Below are 15,833 nucleotides of genomic sequence, written 5' to 3' on the forward strand. Positions count from 1 at the left end.
AAGCTAAAAGTAGCAAAACTTTCAGCTGACTCGCCCGCCTCGAACTAAAGTTCTTTGGCTTTTAGCTAAAGTCTACTAAAGTAGACTAAAGATTTTTCGGATTATTTAGTCATCTTTAGATGACTTTCGCTATTAGCAAGGAACTGAAGTTCCTTGCGGGACATGGCTTTTACGTTATTATGTATACATGAATGATACAGCAGTTTGCAAGTAGGTGAGGTACAAAATGCAGGACTCATGCATCAGATATAAAGAGTTTCTACTTCTTGTTTACTGCCTCAAAACCCGTATCTTTGTACTTCATGCAAAAAAAACTGCTGTATTACAAATTATTTTAACAGGACATCAAAGCATCGAATCTCCCCAGTACTGCCATATCTTCTGCATCCAACTCCGACGGAATTCCACTGCGAATCAATTCCGAAAAGTCTTCATTGGGAACCATAACAGTCAATGTGTACAAGCGAGTAGAACCAGTATTTTTAATCAAATGAGTCCCTGTGGGAGGCACTAATAAACTATCTCCAGCTTTGATTATGGCACTCTTGCCGTCACATATAGCGATCGCTTCCCCTTTGAGGACGAAAAACATTTCCACCGCCCACTGATGGCGATTTGGGGGTGTTTGTCCACCAACATCAAAAATTTCTATGCAGCAAGTCAAAGAAGTATTAGCATTTGTCGAATCGAAGATAATTGCTAATCGATTCGAGGCGTCGGGACTGATGCGATATACTTGGTAATCTTTGCTAGATTTGATAACTGGAATTACACAACGAGTAGCGTACATTTGTTTATCCCCTCTGAAGTTATCGATGGGTATGAAAATTCCTAAAATCCGAGTCCTGAATCACAGAATTTTAGATTTTAAATTTTGGATTTTGGATTGAATAATTCAAAATTCAAAATTGTCTGAAAGCAAGCGAATTTAAACGCGAGAAAAAATCTAAAATTATTGAGTGAATGAAACCAATTCGCAATTCGCTTTTTCGCGCATTCGCAATTAAATCAAGCCCGACACTAGGGGTGGGGTTTCGACCTGATTTGCGATGATGCGGATTATTTCACCCACAAGGGGCGAGGTTTTTACCTTTTCCCTTCTTGATAAAGAGCATTAATGCATGGGATCAATCTAAAATCTAAAATCGTTCGACTGAGCGAAGTCGAAGTCCAAAATCCAAAATTGATTCACTCCTCACTATGATGCAGCGCTGTTAAAATTTCTTGCGAGTCAGTGACAAAACCGAAGCATTGTTTAACATTGTACAATGTCGCCAGCCAACAATATTCAGGAGAAGTGGTAGCGGTGCAATCTTTAACTAACACGCAGTCATATCCTAAGAAGTTGGCATCACATAAGGTAGTTAGTACACATTGATCAGCATTAACACCAGCAAAAAATAATGTTGTTCTTCCCAAATTCCGTAATATACTATCTAAAGGTGTATCCCAAAATCCACTCATGCGATATTTGTCCACACGAATATCTTCGGGAATCTGTTCTAGTTCGTCTACTATTGCTGCGGCCCAACTACCTGCCATGAGTACTCTAGCACCATTGCTTGGCAGTGGATCGCCCAATCCCACGCCTTCCCCTGTGGGATTATAAACGTGACGCGAACTAGCACTAATATTGAGCAAGTCGGGACGATTGCCCCAATTTATCCAAATGACTGGAACACCAACCTCACGCAGTTCTGGAAGTAAATTGTTCAAAGGTTCAATAGGTTGACGCGCTGGAGTTACGTCCACGCCGATATGCGCTAACCAGCCATCAGGGTGACAGAAGTCGTTTTGCATATCAATGACGAGGATAGCAGCTTTTGCCAAGTCTAGATGCAGGGTTTTAGTTTCTGTTGATAAAATAACGGGTTGTGGAGTCTTTTGAGGACGAGTGATATCTGCGATCGCATCATTCACTGTCCACGCATTTGGCACAACTCCCAATGTCCGTAATGGTAAATTCATAAAATTCTAATACCCAACGCCATTTTCTATTTTGTAACTTGAAACTTAGTTGAAAAGACGATTACTTAATCAAGGTTAAATATGGTAAGTTTCACCATCCAGAATGTTTTAATTGCCGCCAGTGATGATTATGCAACGGTAGATGTACAGATTGTAGATGGTGTGATAGCAGCGATGTCTACGACGGTCACTGAGCGCAGCCGAAGTGCGGGCTACGCCTACGCCCCCAATCTCCAAGCAATCGGCACTGTTATAGATGGCAAAAATAAGCTGCTGCTACCTGGCTTTTTCAACGCCCATACCCACTCATCAGAGATGTGGCAGCGAGGAATCATGTCAGCTTTTCCTTTAGAATTATGGTTGGCGGAACTGTATGATTTTGCCCCTCTCGATCCTGAACAGGTTTATCTCAGTGCTTTGGGTACTGCGGTGGAAACCCTACTTTCCGGCGGTACAAGTGTAGTAGATCACCTGGTGTTAATTCCCGGACTTGAATTAGAAACGATCGCTATTGCCACTCGCGCTTACAGAGAAGTGGGAATTCGCGCCTTTATCGCCCCCTTAATTCAAGATGAATCCCTCAGCGCAGGTATCCCATCTGGGGAATCAGCCCAAACTCATGAACCGTATTTTCGCACAACTGCCGCAACATTGGAAATCATCGAAGAGGCGGTAAGACAGTTTCATCGCCCGGATGAGGGGATAAATATTTTAGTTGCACCAACGGGGATTCAATTGTGTACTGATGCTTTATTTCAGGGATGTATCGAGTTAAGCGATCGCTACAATCTTTGTCGTCACTCCCATTTACTCGAAACCAGGGCACAGCAAAAACTCGCCCAAGAAAAGTACGGTTGTACTGCTGTGGAACATTTGAAAAGAATCGGATTTTTGAGCAATAAAACTTCACTTGCTCATTGCGTTTGGTTAAATGATGCTGATATCGCCATCCTCGCCGAAACTCAATCTACAGTTGTTCATAATCCTTTAAGTAATTTGCGTTTAGGCAGTGGCATCGCCCCCATTTTAAAATATCGCCAAGCTGGAGTAAATGTAACTTTTGGTTGTGATGGTGCTTCTAGTAATGACTCACAAGATTTGCTAGAAGCAATCAAAATGGGTTCTATTTTACATAATATTACAGACTCAGATTATCAACACTGGATTACACCCAGACAAGCTGTAGAAATGGCATCATTGGGAGGTGCAAAGGGACTGAATATAGCAGACAAACTTGGTTCCTTAACTGTGGGCAAAAAAGCCGATTTGGTACTTTATGACCTCACAAATTTATCATTATTACCTCGTACAGATCCCATTGGACTATTAGTTTTAGGTCGTCCTACGAATGTTGTTAATAGTGCTTGGGTAAATGGTAAGCAAATTGTTGCTGATGGCAAAGTGACAACAATTAACGTTGATGAATTGCGACAAGAATTATTTAACCGCAGTCAATGGGAGACAAAGCGTAAATCTGAAACCGTAGCGCAAATTGAAGCGCATTATCGCACGGTTATGGGGTTGTGAAAGACAATAAAATACAGAACTGCGGCAAAAAATTCGTGCTTTGGTGTTTAATATCCAATTAGATAATGGGAAAAATATACTTAGTAACGTTGACGACTGTAATTTCCAAGATTACACTCTATACTGAGTAAGGATTTTTAGATTATGACATCTTACACCAACATATTCAACCACTATCGTGAACATTTTTATTGCCGTGTAGAGCAGGAATATTCTTGGTATAAACAACCTGGCAATTTAAGAGATGCTGTCGAAAGAGCTTTTCTTAGTATAAACGAAAAGGGAGAAATTGAAGACCATCAATCCCGTTATGGTATTCCCAAGTGTTTACCTCTAGCGGCTGAGATTGCTTTAGAACATTTAGATACTCAGTGTATTATTGATTTTGACAACTTTAATAGTATTTATCAATTTGTTCGCTCTGTTAGAAAGAAAGTTAAAGGTTTTGGTGAATTAGCCAATTATGATGTGGCAATGCGTATTGCTCACTATCAGGGTTGTGGAGAACTTCAGGTAGTCTATCTTCATGCAGGTGTTAAGACTGGATTTCGCGCTCTAGGTTTGAATGAAAAAAATAGACGTATCATACCTATAGAAGAATTTCCTGAACCCTTTAACCAATTAAGCGGAGATCATCTAGAAAATTTACTTTGCCTCTACAAAAAAATGTTAGATGGTTCTTCTGTCGAGTTCCCTAAAACTTGTATTCGCCCAAAAAGAAATTCTTCTTCCATCAACAAAAACGGCCGTGTTTGCTAGAATATCGCACAGAGGCTAGACCTCTTGCATAAGTCGAATAGACCCCCCTTAATCCCCCCTTAGAAAGGGGGGAAAAAGAACTCTATCTAGTTCCCTCCCCTTTATAAGGGGAGGGTTAGGGTGGGGTGATTCAACGATTTTTGCAAGAGGTCTGCTAAATGCCAAAGGAAGTAGCTCTATGCCAATTGTCATTACCCTTAGCCCAGAATTAGAAGCATTATTACGCGACAAAGCTGCTCGGCAAGGTCAAGATGTTAGTCTTGTAGCGTCTGAGTTGCTTACCAGTGTCCTAGAGTGGGAAGTACAAGAATCAGAGGAGGCAATAAAGGGGATTCAACAAGGATTAGATGATTTTGAGACAGGACGGTTCCGATCTTTTCATGAGTTTGCCCAAGAACAGCGTCGCAAGTATAATCTGCCAGCTGATTCATGAAATATCGCATCGAAATTTCCAGTGTGGCGGAGTTTGAAGCAGACAGTGCCTTCCTATGGTTGTCCCAAGTCACATCCCCTTCAAAGGCAAGTCAATGGTATGCAAAATTGCTGCAAGCGATTGATTCTTTGTCTCAAATGCCGAAGCGCTGTCCTTTAGCGCCAGAGAACGAGTATTTCAGCCAAGAGATTCGACAACTACTTTATGGTGAAGGACGCAACTCATACCGCATCCTTTTCACTATTTTGGAGGGGCAAGAAGTATCTACAGTGCGTATTCTGCACATCCGACACGCTGCACAGCAAATCCTTTGTGAAGATCCTGATGAACCCAACGCCACCTAACAAATCACCGCACCCGATCGCCATTCGGTTATATCCTGGGTGTTCAATATTATCTACCACCAATTATCCTTCTTTACAACATCAAAACTCTAGGAATTGACTACAAATCCATAAAAACACACGGATTTTTGTGTATGCTTTGTGGCCTGCCTTTGCGATACATTTCCTGGAGTAAACATGGAACGCGCTATTTCTGCGTTGGGAATTTTAGTTTTTATCGGTATATCCTACGTCTTCTCTGTTAATCGTCGTGCGGTGCGTTGGCGCGTAGTGGCGTGGGGTTTGGGATTTGAGTTTGCATTGGCGCTAGTGATTCTTAAAACTCCTTGGGGTTTGACTGTGTTTAAATCTCTGGGAGATATTGTCAGTCAATTTTTAGCATTTTCTGATGTCGGTGCAAAATTTGTCTTTGGAGAAAATTTTAAAGATCATTTCTTTGCCTTCCAAGTGCTGCCGACAATTATCTTTTTCTCTGCCTTTATCAGCGTTTTGTATTACTACGGCATTTTACAGCGAGTTGTAAACGCGATCGCGTGGGTAATGATAAAGACAATGAAAACATCGGGTTCTGAATCTTTATCCTGTGCAGGTAACATCTTTTTGGGCCCAACAGAGTCGGCGCTGATGGTTAAACCTTATATAGCGAATATGACGCAATCAGAACTTCATGCTGTGATGACGGGTGGTTTTGCCACAATTGCGGGTGGAGTACTAGGGGCATATCTCTCCTTTGGGATACCAGCACAACATCTGATTGCTGCTTTTTTTATGACTGCTCCCACATCGTTGGTGGTATCAAAATTACTTTACCCAGAAACAGAAGTATCAGAGACGGTTGGGAAGGCAAAAGCAGATGTAGAAACCAATTATGTAAATGTAATTGATGCTGCTACTACCGGAGCAATTGATGGTGTGAAGTTAGCAGTTAATGTTGGGGTGATGATTATTGCCTTTTTAGGATTATTAGCTGCCCTGAATGCGCTGCTGGGATGGTTGGGGGGATTTGTCGGTTTACAGCAACTATCATTACAGTGGATTTTGTCTTTTGTTATGGCTCCTGTAGCTTGGCTGATGGGCGTACCTTGGGCTGATTGTCGGCAAGTGGGGGCTTTATTGGGTACAAAGACAATTCTGAATGAGTTTATTGCTTTTTTGGATTTGAAGGCACTAATTGAAAGTGGTAAAATTTCTCAACGTGGAGTAATTATTGCGACTTACGCCTTATGTAATTTTGCAAATATCGGTTCAATTGGAATTACCATTGGTGGCATTACTGGAATAGCACCTAATCGCCAGCATGATTTAGCTCGTATGGGTGTAAGGTCAATGATTGGCGGATTGTTAGCGGGTTTTATTACCGCTTGTATTGCTGGGATGTTGATTTGAAGGAGGCAGGGGGGAAAGAATGTTTTCCGATTTTTGCGATCGCCCTTACCCCCTATGCTGGAGAAAGCGATCGCTAGGTAAGTCTTAACACCTGCGTTTCCAAAATACGTTGCTAAACCAGTACTACCAACTGAATTACCAACCTCAATTGCAGATTTGCTAGTGCAAAGGTATGACTAAAACCTTTTTATAATCATGCTTCCAGTAGCTTACAGCTATTTTCAGGTAAATAGACCATGCGGTAGGGGCACAGCATTGCTCATACGTGTCAACTTAACGTAAAAGCCATGTCCCGCAAGGAACTGAAGTTCCAAGAATAATAGCTAAAGTCATCTGAAGATGACTAAATAATCTGAAAAATCTTTAGTCTACTTTAGTAGACTTTAGCTATGAGCCTTGAACTTTAGTTCGAGGCGGGCGAGTCAGCTAAACTTTTAGCTTAAGTTGACACCAATGAGCATTGCTGTGCCCCTACCAAAGATGTGGTTCAAATACATGAAAACTGCTGTAAAACGCCATAATACGTTGCATTTATGTGAAAATACTGGGTTTAAGGGTGAATTAAAACAATTCGCAATTCGCTTTTTCGCAATTCGCAATTACGTTTTGTGACGGGGATTTAGACGCCGACACTTTCACGCGCTGCTTGATAGAAGCAGGGGACTTAAACCCCTACCACTTGTTAAAACCGGATTTATTACTCTACATCGAGAGGAGTTATCAGCAAAAATGTTACATATTAGACACTTCAAAAATCCTAATTTATCCGTGGGTTCATTTTTCTAAAATTGTATTTTGCAAAAAAATAATTCCTAGCCAAAAATCTTGGCGCAATCATGCCCAAAATTTTTGATTGCGATCGCTAATTCTCAGTCTAATATTTGAAAATTTCCCATCACAGACAACTATCTAAAGACTGAAAGTTCTTCCTCGATATCCAGCCATTAGTTAGTTGTATAATTTTGCAAAAAGATTAATAATACAAGATATCGCCAAGACAAATTTTATTTCTTAAACGTTGCGAAAGATCATGATGCATCTAGCTTGACGGCATTAACGCTCTTCTGCAATTATAAAGAGACGGCTATTAAAAGCTAATTATTCTAGTGCTTGGGTGCGATTTTATCATTTATAAAATCGCCTACTCGCATGTAAGCATCTTTATTTTTGCAACATACCATATACCACAATATCGTTGTTTATGTTTATTAGTGTTATATGCGGTTTTTCAAAAACCAAATAGAAATTTTGTACTATGTGTGGTGAACATTTAGATAGTAGAGGATATTTCCATGTTTAGTTTCTTTCGTTGGCCATCAGCAAGGGTTACTTTAGTAGTTCTGGGAATGACAGCTGCTACAATAACTCCCATAGTAATTTCTACCCCAGCTTTATCTCAAAATACTGTTCCATCTGAAACACCATCACCTGCAACACCATCGCCTACTTCAACAGTAAACTTGTCTGATGTTTCCTCAGATTATTGGGCGCGTCCCTTCATTCAAGCCTTAGCTGACAATAACGTAATTAGTGGCTTTCCTGATGGCAGCTTTCGGCCGAATCAAGGTGTGACTCGGGCAGAGTTTGCCGCCCTCATTCAAAAAGCTTTCCCAAACCAAAATCGAGTTCGGCAATTAAGCGCAGGTGGATTTAGTGATGTTCCTGCTGGCTATTGGGCAGCTTCTGCAATTCAGAACGCCTACGAAACTGGATTTCTGGCAGGCTATCCTGGCAACGTGTTTAGACCAAATGAACAAATACAGAAGGTACAGGCGATCGTTGCTGTAACCAATGGTTTGGGTTTAACTGCTAGCAGCACTGGAACCAGTAGTGACCTCAGCACCTACTACAACGATGCCTCAGCTATCCCGAACTATGCTGTTAATAGTGTGACAATAGCAACACAATCTAATATTGTTGTTAATTATCCAGATGTAAAACAACTCAATCCGCAACAGCCCCTAACTCGTGCTGAAGCTGCGGCACTCTTATATCAAGCTTTGGCTAAACAGGGAAGGGTGCAACCAATTGCTAGCAATCTTCCCGCTACTCAATATATTGTCGGTGGAACTCAAACCGGTACTGATATTGTTTCTCTTGCTGCATCCAGTAATTCTTTGACAACTCTGACTTCTTTATTAAGGACATCAGGTTTAGCAGATATTCTTCAACAGCCTGGCCCTTATACAGTCTTCGCTCCCACCGATCAAGCATTTGCGGCTTTACCTGCTGCTACCTTACAGCAGTTACAGCAACCAGAAAACAGAGATGCATTGATCAAGATTTTGTCATACCATGTCGTTCCTGGTGCAGTAACTTCTAGTCAACTCTCGGCTGGAGAACTGAGAACCTCTGAACAAAGCCCTGTAAATATTAAAATCGATTCTGCTAACAATCAAGTCTCGGTGAATAATGCCAGAGTTATTCAGGCGGATGTGAAAGCTAGCAATGGTGTTATCCATGCAATTAATGAAGTCCTCGTCCCGCCTGATGTTAACATCAGTCAGTTAAATCAACCACCAACAGGAACCACAAATGGGGCAACACCTGAGGTAACGCCAGGTAGAACTACTCTTGGTGGCCCTAGCTACATCGGGGGTGGTGGTAACATTGGTTTGAGCGGTGACGATACAGCTTTGGGCGACAGCAACTTTGCAGTGTTCAGCAAAATTGGCCTGACACGCAATATCTCAGTCCGACCATCGGTGATCTTTGGGGATGATACAATATTTTTGGTTCCCTTGACTTTGGATTTTACTCCTCGCGCAACTGCTGAGGTGGGTCAACGAACTTTCTCTATCTCTCCTTATGTGGGTGCTGGCGTAGCCATAGAAGCTAATCTGGATACTGATTTTGGATTACTGCTAACTGGTGGTGTAGACGTTCCTCTCGGTACTCGATTTACATTAAATGGCGCTGTAAATGCTGCTTTTATGGATGAAACTGATGTCGGGCTACAATTAGGACTTGGCTACAACTTCTAAGTAAATACAACTAGAACACGCAGTAGGGTAGCACATCTGTGCTACCCTAGTTTATTCAAACAAATTGAAAACACCTACAATACTAGTAGTCTGTCAAGAAATAATTGACGAATAGATTTTCTGTAGAGACGGCGATTTATCGCGTCTTTCTAACTAGTGGTCTGTCTCATAAGTTCTGATTGATTAGTTTGTTACCAAAACCCTGTAGAGACGCAAAATTTTGCGTCTTTACAACCCTGTATTAAGGGCGCTTGATGGCTAAAGTAAGCCCATCGGCGATGGGGACAAGGGAGAGCGTTACCCGTTCGTCATGATGTAACTTCTCGTTGAGCGCCCGGATAGCTTGGGTGCTTTCATCTTGATTTTGCGGATTAGCAACTTGTCCTGACCATAAAACATTATCAATAGCAATCAATCCACCTGGACGCATCAATTGCAGCGATCGCTCATAATATCCATCATAATTTTCTTTATCAGCATCAATAAAAGCAAAATCAAATGTCTCGGCTTGCCCAGTTGCCAACAGATGATCTAAAGTTTCTAAGCCTGGTGCTAATCGTAGATCGATTTTATCGGCAACCCCGGCTTCTTGCCAATATCGGCGGGCGATCGCAGTAAATTCTTCACTCACATCAGCAGCGATTATCTTCCCATCAGCCGGTAGTGCTAAAGCTACAGAAAGTGAGCTATAACCCGTAAATACTCCAACTTCCAGGGTTTTTTTGGCTCCAATAAGCTGCACCAAAAGTCTCATAAACTGCCCTTGTTCTGGTGAAATCTGCATTCCACTTCGGGGATGACTAGCAGTTTCTTGGCGCAACTTCAAAAGAATCTCCGGTTCCCGCAGCGAAACCGATAAAAGGTAATTATATAGTTGGGTATCAAGACCTATAGATTGTTTTGGCATAGTAGGTGAGAGAATTGAAAGAATCTATCTATTTGAAAGCTAAAAACACATTTTACCTGTGAAAATTCATCTGTAGATCGCTTGCCATTTTCAGTTATGCCGGTTGCTAAAATAGCACCTTTACCATCTCTAACTGTGACTGACATTCCTGCTTTAATATCATCATATAGCGTTTCCCGGCAAGCGTGACGTACACTCGTATGGGCACGGCACTGCCGTGCCCATACACCTTGCGATATAATTTTGTACCTCATTTGAATGGGAACTCACAATACGGTTCGGTTAAGCTAAAAGACGCGATAAATCGCCGTCAAGACAAAGGATTAATTATTGTACAGACGGCGATTTATCACATCTTTGTGATTTAGAATTTTGATCAAAAAACCCTAACCGAACCCTATTGAGAGGCGTCATACCAATTCTGTATGAAGATACGCCAAACTATATGAGGAACGAACCGCAAAGGACGCAAAGGACACAAAGAAGAAAGAAAATTTGGCGCAACCTCACAAAGAAATGGTATCAGTCGTCAGAATTCACTTGGGTATTTTGACCGAAAAGCGGTGCTTCTGTGCGAAACGCTTTGCGAACGCAGCGTTAGCTTATCCTGGAGCGGTAATTATGAATTATGAATCAATACCGTTCAGTTAAGCCCAAAAACCTTGGTAAAGACGCGAAATTTCGCGTCTCTACAGGTTTAAAATCAGTACCACAAATCCTTAACTGAACTGTATTGAATTATGAATTATGAATTATTGATCAGTATTCCGTAAAAACTCAATAATCGCTGCATTCAACACTTCAGAAGCACCAGTTGAGGCATCATGATAGCAGTTAGACAAAATTTTTAATTTAGAATTGGGGATATGCTGATGCAATTTCTCACCATGACTAACAGGAAACCAACTATCTTGATCGCCCCACAAAACTAGTGTGGGACACTTAATTTCACTTAGGTTATTTTGGATTTTGGTGAGCATATTCGGCTTATTTTCTTGCCAATTTTCAATTTCTCGCGCTGCTATTTGTAACTCTTCGGCGACTTTCGCAACTGTACCAGGTAGTTCAATAAATGGATAAGTTATCCAATAGACATCTTCCTGTGTCAAAATTGACGGATCAAATAATACCCGACGTCTTTCTATTGCCATAATTTCTCTTAATAGAGGTGCAAACAAATATGCCAGACGTAAAGAATCAATTGTTTGTATTATTTCCAGGGGCGTTTGGGCAAGTAACCACATAGCCCAATGGGGTAGACGTTCGGCAAAAATAGGTACGTTTACGACTACAAGCCGCCCGACTAACTGCGGATTTTCTTGAGCAAGCGCAAGGGCAACCAATCCCCCCAGAGATTCAGCCACAATCACTGCGGGTTCATCAGATAATGCCTCAATAACTCTTTTAAACTCAATAACTTGATGACCGTTATCTTCTCTGCGAGACATTGGTTTTTCGGAAAAACCAAAACATTTGGCATCAAAAGAAATTACCCGAAAATATTTAGATAATGGTGCTATACTATGACGCCAATTATAGCTCCAACTACCCATGCCATGTAATAAAATTAGCGGTTTACCTTTACCTTTTTCGCCATAAGAAATTTGTACAGGATACCCTTTAGCATCAGTAATAATTAGACTTTGCCGCCCTTTAGGAAAAGTAGCTTGCCACCAATCTTTCATTCCATTATCAATAAATAATTTAACCGCCAGTTAAGGCGTTCCACAGCATTCTAACTAGTATCACTGGTAATGCTACTAAAACAATGGCAATCAGCAACAATCCTACCAAAACGCCAAAGATAAACCACTTGTCTGCACTCTTTTGCTGGCTAGGAAACTTTAAGTAATCTTCCAATAGCTTGATATTATTAGTGTTAGCTCTCCAGGTAAAATCAAAAAAGTCTCCCAAAACTGGGACAGCGCCTACTAAGCCATCAACGATCACATTCAGAACCATTTTGCCTAAAGTGGCTCTAGATACACCCAGCCGCGCTGCTTCTAGGATGATGTAGCTAGAAAACATGATTCCCAAAAAATCACCACCAATAGGTATAAGTCCTATAATTGGATCTAGACCAAAACCAATCTGTGTACCAGGAATGGTAATAACATTATCTAGTAGCCGACTTAACTGACGCAGACGCTTCAAGGTGGGTGCTTTGGCATCAGGTTCAATCATCGAAAATCGAAAAGGAGAATCAGGCATGAAGGCGATCGCTAAGTTTGTCTTGAATCGTTAGAAATTTTACTCCCCTACTGAACTTTTGCAAAAATTTCTTAGGGATTTATAACGATATTTACACATTAATATTTTTTACGAGATTCTGACTGTGCTTTTGGCGCATATCTTCGCCGACAGTTACGTTCAACTGATCGCCGATTAACAGAACCGCAGCGCTCATCGACAGCCAAAGCATTAAAACTATCACAGCCCCTACAGCACCATATACTTTATTATAATTGCCAAAATTCGCCACATAAAGCCGAAATAGAGCAGACAATATTGCCCAGAAAACAGCTGCTAAAATTGCTCCAGGCATCATTGGCGTGCCTGAGTTCCACTGGCTTGGGCCATAGCGATAGACAAAGCTAAAGGCGACAGCAACAATACTTAAAGCTAAAGGCCAGCGTAAAAGCTGCCAAAGATGGAACAAGAAAATCAAAGAACCATTTCCACGCACTACCATTGCCAACAGTAGGTCACTGGTAAACACTAAGAAAGAAGCCAACACTAAAAGCAACATAGTACCGACTGTTAATCCTAAAGAGACAAGCTTGGCTTTCCAAAAGGGGCGGATTTTTTCTGGAGGAATTTGATGGATTTGGTCGAAGGCTGTCATCGCGGTACTCACTGCCCCAGAAGCAGTCCAAATGGCTAATACAAAGCTTAGAGAAAATAAACCAGTGTTTTTGGAGTTGGTAATTTCTGTAGTGGCAAAATCACGAATCAGAGTCAGGGCTTGTTCTGGTAGGACTTGACTTAGTTGTGTCGCCAATTGTTTAAAGGTAGCTTGTAAAGATTCTGCCAATAAGCCAATGGCTGTAACGATCGCAAGAATTGCCGGAAACAGCGATAACATAGCATTGAAGGCGATTTCTGAAGCGAGTCCAAAAAGTCGTCTTTCCATTGTCCTAGCAAAAGTTTTTTTGAGCGTGCGCCAATTGAGGTGGCGAAAGAAGCGGAAAAAACGAGGCTTTGGCATAATTTAGAGTTAAAACTAGTTAGCTTTATTAACTACTTTGCCAAATTTTGCGTAGCGATCGCATTTATCTTTTTACCGCAATAATACTTAGTGGGGAGTGGGGAGTGGGGAGTAGGGAGCAGGGGGAGCAGGGGAAGAAAACTAATGACTAATGACAAATTATTTATGAATCAAGATTTAACACAACAGTGGTTGACAGAAATCCAGACACTCAAAGAGCAGATGGCGGGACTTCAGAGCGATCGCAATACGGCTTGGGAAAGTGCCCAAAAATGGCGTCAGCTTTATAACATAGAAGCAGAACAACGCCGCACAGATGCCCAATTGTCCCAACAGGCGATCGCATCCCTCAAGGCAGAATTGCATAAACTCCAGGGTCTTGAAATGGAGACACTGGCTGCTGGAACACCAGTAACAGCGATCCACCAAGAAATAGAACAACTGAAATCTGTGGAGGAATTGCAAGCTAAACTCATTGCCGTAATCAAAGAACGCGATCGCCTCTTGCAAGCTTTGAAAACTGAGCAGGATAACCACGCTCAAACCCGCAATAGCCTTACTACTGCTTTGGGTGATGCTATTGATAGCTTGACACAGGAACGAGCCAAAGCAGAAAAAGAAAGTCAATGACCCGCAAAGACTTTGTTAATACTAACTTGATATTAAGGGACTTCCAAGAAATAAATTATTCCAATAAACGGGAGCATCCCAATGCAAGCCAAAAGCTACAGGACTGACATAAAAACCCTGTACAAACCTCTTTCCTTGGCGCTCTTGGCGTCCTTGGCGGTTCGTTATTTCATTATTGTTCTAAGCCAAAATCCCGTATAAAAATAAACTTGCACATTTGGGATGCTCCCCAATAAACGAACCACAGAGACACAGAGAACGCAGAGAGAAGAAATAGAGAGAGTTTTTGCGTCAGTTTTGGAACATTTTTTTATTTGGAAGTCCCTTAACTTGATTTTTGGAAAATATTGGGAATTTATAAGCCCACTACTTTCTGTAAAAATAATAGGGCATGGGGATAATTAACTCATGCAACTAACTCAAGGCAAGGTAAAGTACCCATGTTCAGGCGCTTAATTGTGATTGTTACTGCCACTATACTTTTTAGCAGTTCCTTGACGCTGGCACAGACTAAAAAGCCGAAACCACCGGATAAATTTCCTCCTAATCTCCTAGAAGTTACCACACCCGATCCACTGCTACCACGTTTGCCCAAGGATAAACAGCCGTTAACTCTCCAAGAACAGCAAAAGTTAGAACCGGCGCTGGATGCTTTAAATCAAGAAGCCGCTGCGAAACTGCAAGCAGGGGATGGGGTGGCGGCGTTTGAAATTTGGAACCGGGAACTTCGTTTGCGGCGCTTTTTAGGTTCATTACCAGAGGTGCAAGCACTATCACGAGTCGGGGCGATCGCCTGGAAGCAAAATGATGGGCAGGAAGTACAATATATTACGCTACGATTGCAAGCAATTCAAAAACAGGCACAATCTAAGAATTCAACTGCCCCAATTGATCTAGAATTGTGGCGATCGCTAGGTCAAGCTTATCAAAATGTGCGATCGCCTAAACTAGCTGTGGAAGCTTACGACCAAGTTTTGTTAGTGGTGCGAGAGCAAAAAAATACAACAGCAGTAGTAGAAACCCTTAAGACAATTGGGGAACTACATTTGAGTTGGTTTGATTATGTCAAAGCTGCGCCAATCTACGAGGAATTATTGAGTTTAGCTACATCTTTTGGCGTTGGTGTCAACGAGGTAACATATCTGCAACAACTGGCTGAAATTTACGACCAGACAAACCAACCGCAGCAGTCATTGAATGTACTTAATAAACTAGTAGAAATTTACGTTAGTGAAAATAATCTTACTGAAATACCAGAATTAAAGCTAGCGATCGCTTCAAATTACGAATCTCTAGCAAAGAAAGATCCTAACTTACTGCTAGAAGCTTTTAAAAATTATCAAGAAGCTTATACCACTGCTTGGCAATTAAAGGAATACGTTCGGGCTGGTGAAGCTTTGCAGAAGTTAATTGCGCTGTACCGTTCTCAAGGACAAACAGATGAGGCTTTGCAGGCTAGCCAAATTCTTGTGGAGACAGAGACGCAAGCCGCCAACTTTTACGGGCTGATGCAAGCTTATGACCAAATTGGGCAATTGTATCTAGAACGTAAAGAGTTTCCTAAAGCATTAACAGCCTTTCAAAAAGGATTAGAATTAGCGCAACAACTCAAACATGAGGAAGCATACTTTGCTGGGCAAATTGAAAAAGTCTCGAAAGCAAATTTGTAGCCAATATTAATGCTATT

The 15,833-nt window shown here is 41.5% G+C and carries 15 protein-coding genes; 8 read left to right on the forward strand and 7 right to left on the reverse strand.

Annotated elements, in window-relative coordinates:
- Positions 1-334 precede the first annotated feature (334 nt).
- Together D1367_RS10165 and D1367_RS10170 are read right to left on the reverse strand one after the other, a co-directional pair.
- Positions 335-790 (reverse strand): cupin domain-containing protein, encoded by a 456-nt coding sequence (locus D1367_RS10165; RefSeq protein WP_118166358.1) that lies wholly within the window; start codon positions 788-790, stop codon positions 335-337.
- Between the two features lie 398 nt (positions 791-1,188).
- Positions 1,189-1,968, reverse strand: coding sequence for a cysteine hydrolase family protein (locus D1367_RS10170; RefSeq protein WP_118166359.1), 780 nt, complete (start codon positions 1,966-1,968; stop codon positions 1,189-1,191).
- An 81-nt stretch (positions 1,969-2,049) separates the two neighbouring features.
- Between D1367_RS10170 and D1367_RS10175 the strand changes: the two genes are divergently transcribed.
- From D1367_RS10175 to D1367_RS10200, 6 genes are all read left to right on the forward strand, one after another.
- Positions 2,050-3,495 (forward strand): amidohydrolase, encoded by a 1,446-nt coding sequence (locus tag D1367_RS10175; RefSeq protein WP_118166360.1) that lies wholly within the window; start codon positions 2,050-2,052, stop codon positions 3,493-3,495.
- Positions 3,496-3,639: 144 nt separating this feature from the next.
- Positions 3,640-4,254, forward strand: a complete 615-nt coding sequence (locus D1367_RS10180; protein WP_118166361.1) for a hypothetical protein — start codon at positions 3,640-3,642, stop codon at positions 4,252-4,254.
- A 178-nt stretch (positions 4,255-4,432) separates the two neighbouring features.
- Complete coding sequence (locus D1367_RS10185) at positions 4,433-4,687, forward strand: hypothetical protein (RefSeq protein ID WP_094348969.1); 255 nt, start codon at positions 4,433-4,435, stop codon at positions 4,685-4,687.
- Entirely contained in the window at positions 4,684-5,031 is a 348-nt protein-coding gene (locus tag D1367_RS10190) for a type II toxin-antitoxin system RelE/ParE family toxin (protein ID WP_118166362.1), read from the forward strand. The genes D1367_RS10185 and D1367_RS10190 overlap by 4 nt, the downstream gene beginning before the upstream one ends.
- Positions 5,032-5,208: 177 nt before the next feature.
- Positions 5,209-6,417 (forward strand): NupC/NupG family nucleoside CNT transporter, encoded by a 1,209-nt coding sequence (locus D1367_RS10195; protein WP_118166363.1) that lies wholly within the window; start codon positions 5,209-5,211, stop codon positions 6,415-6,417.
- A 1,292-nt stretch (positions 6,418-7,709) separates the two neighbouring features.
- A complete protein-coding gene (locus tag D1367_RS10200; RefSeq protein WP_118166364.1) occupies positions 7,710-9,401 on the forward strand; it encodes a fasciclin domain-containing protein in 1,692 nt (563 codons plus the stop codon).
- Between the two features lie 241 nt (positions 9,402-9,642).
- Here the strand turns inward: D1367_RS10200 and D1367_RS10205 are convergent, their stop codons facing one another.
- The 5 genes from D1367_RS10205 to D1367_RS10220 form a co-directional block, all read right to left on the reverse strand.
- On the reverse strand, positions 9,643-10,308 hold the full coding sequence (locus tag D1367_RS10205; protein WP_118166365.1) for a class I SAM-dependent methyltransferase: 666 nt from the start codon (positions 10,306-10,308) through the stop codon (positions 9,643-9,645).
- Positions 10,290-10,562: a hypothetical protein gene (locus tag D1367_RS30070; protein ID WP_147337348.1), complete on the reverse strand. Its 273-nt coding sequence runs from the start codon at positions 10,560-10,562 to the stop codon at positions 10,290-10,292. The genes D1367_RS10205 and D1367_RS30070 overlap by 19 nt, the downstream gene beginning before the upstream one ends.
- Positions 10,563-11,060: 498 nt before the next feature.
- Positions 11,061-11,993 (reverse strand): alpha/beta fold hydrolase, encoded by a 933-nt coding sequence (locus tag D1367_RS10210; protein WP_118166366.1) that lies wholly within the window; start codon positions 11,991-11,993, stop codon positions 11,061-11,063.
- Positions 11,994-12,012: 19 nt separating this feature from the next.
- Complete coding sequence (locus tag D1367_RS10215; RefSeq protein ID WP_118166367.1) at positions 12,013-12,519, reverse strand: DUF4112 domain-containing protein; 507 nt, start codon at positions 12,517-12,519, stop codon at positions 12,013-12,015.
- A 91-nt stretch (positions 12,520-12,610) separates the two neighbouring features.
- On the reverse strand, positions 12,611-13,516 hold the full coding sequence (locus D1367_RS10220) for a YihY/virulence factor BrkB family protein (RefSeq protein ID WP_118166368.1): 906 nt from the start codon (positions 13,514-13,516) through the stop codon (positions 12,611-12,613).
- A 165-nt stretch (positions 13,517-13,681) separates the two neighbouring features.
- Here D1367_RS10220 and D1367_RS10225 point away from each other — a divergent pair, with 165 nt between their 5' ends.
- Both D1367_RS10225 and D1367_RS10235 read left to right on the forward strand, forming a co-directional pair.
- Positions 13,682-14,146 carry a hypothetical protein gene (locus D1367_RS10225; RefSeq protein WP_118171288.1) on the forward strand — a complete coding sequence of 155 codons (465 nt, stop codon included), beginning with the start codon at positions 13,682-13,684 and terminating at the stop codon, positions 14,144-14,146.
- 440 nt (positions 14,147-14,586) lie between these two features.
- Positions 14,587-15,816 (forward strand): tetratricopeptide repeat protein, encoded by a 1,230-nt coding sequence (locus tag D1367_RS10235; RefSeq protein ID WP_118166370.1) that lies wholly within the window; start codon positions 14,587-14,589, stop codon positions 15,814-15,816.
- Positions 15,817-15,833: the final 17 nt, after the last annotated feature.

The sequence above is a fragment of the Nostoc sphaeroides genome, assembly GCF_003443655.1.
Lineage (GTDB): Bacteria > Cyanobacteriota > Cyanobacteriia > Cyanobacteriales > Nostocaceae > Nostoc > Nostoc sphaeroides.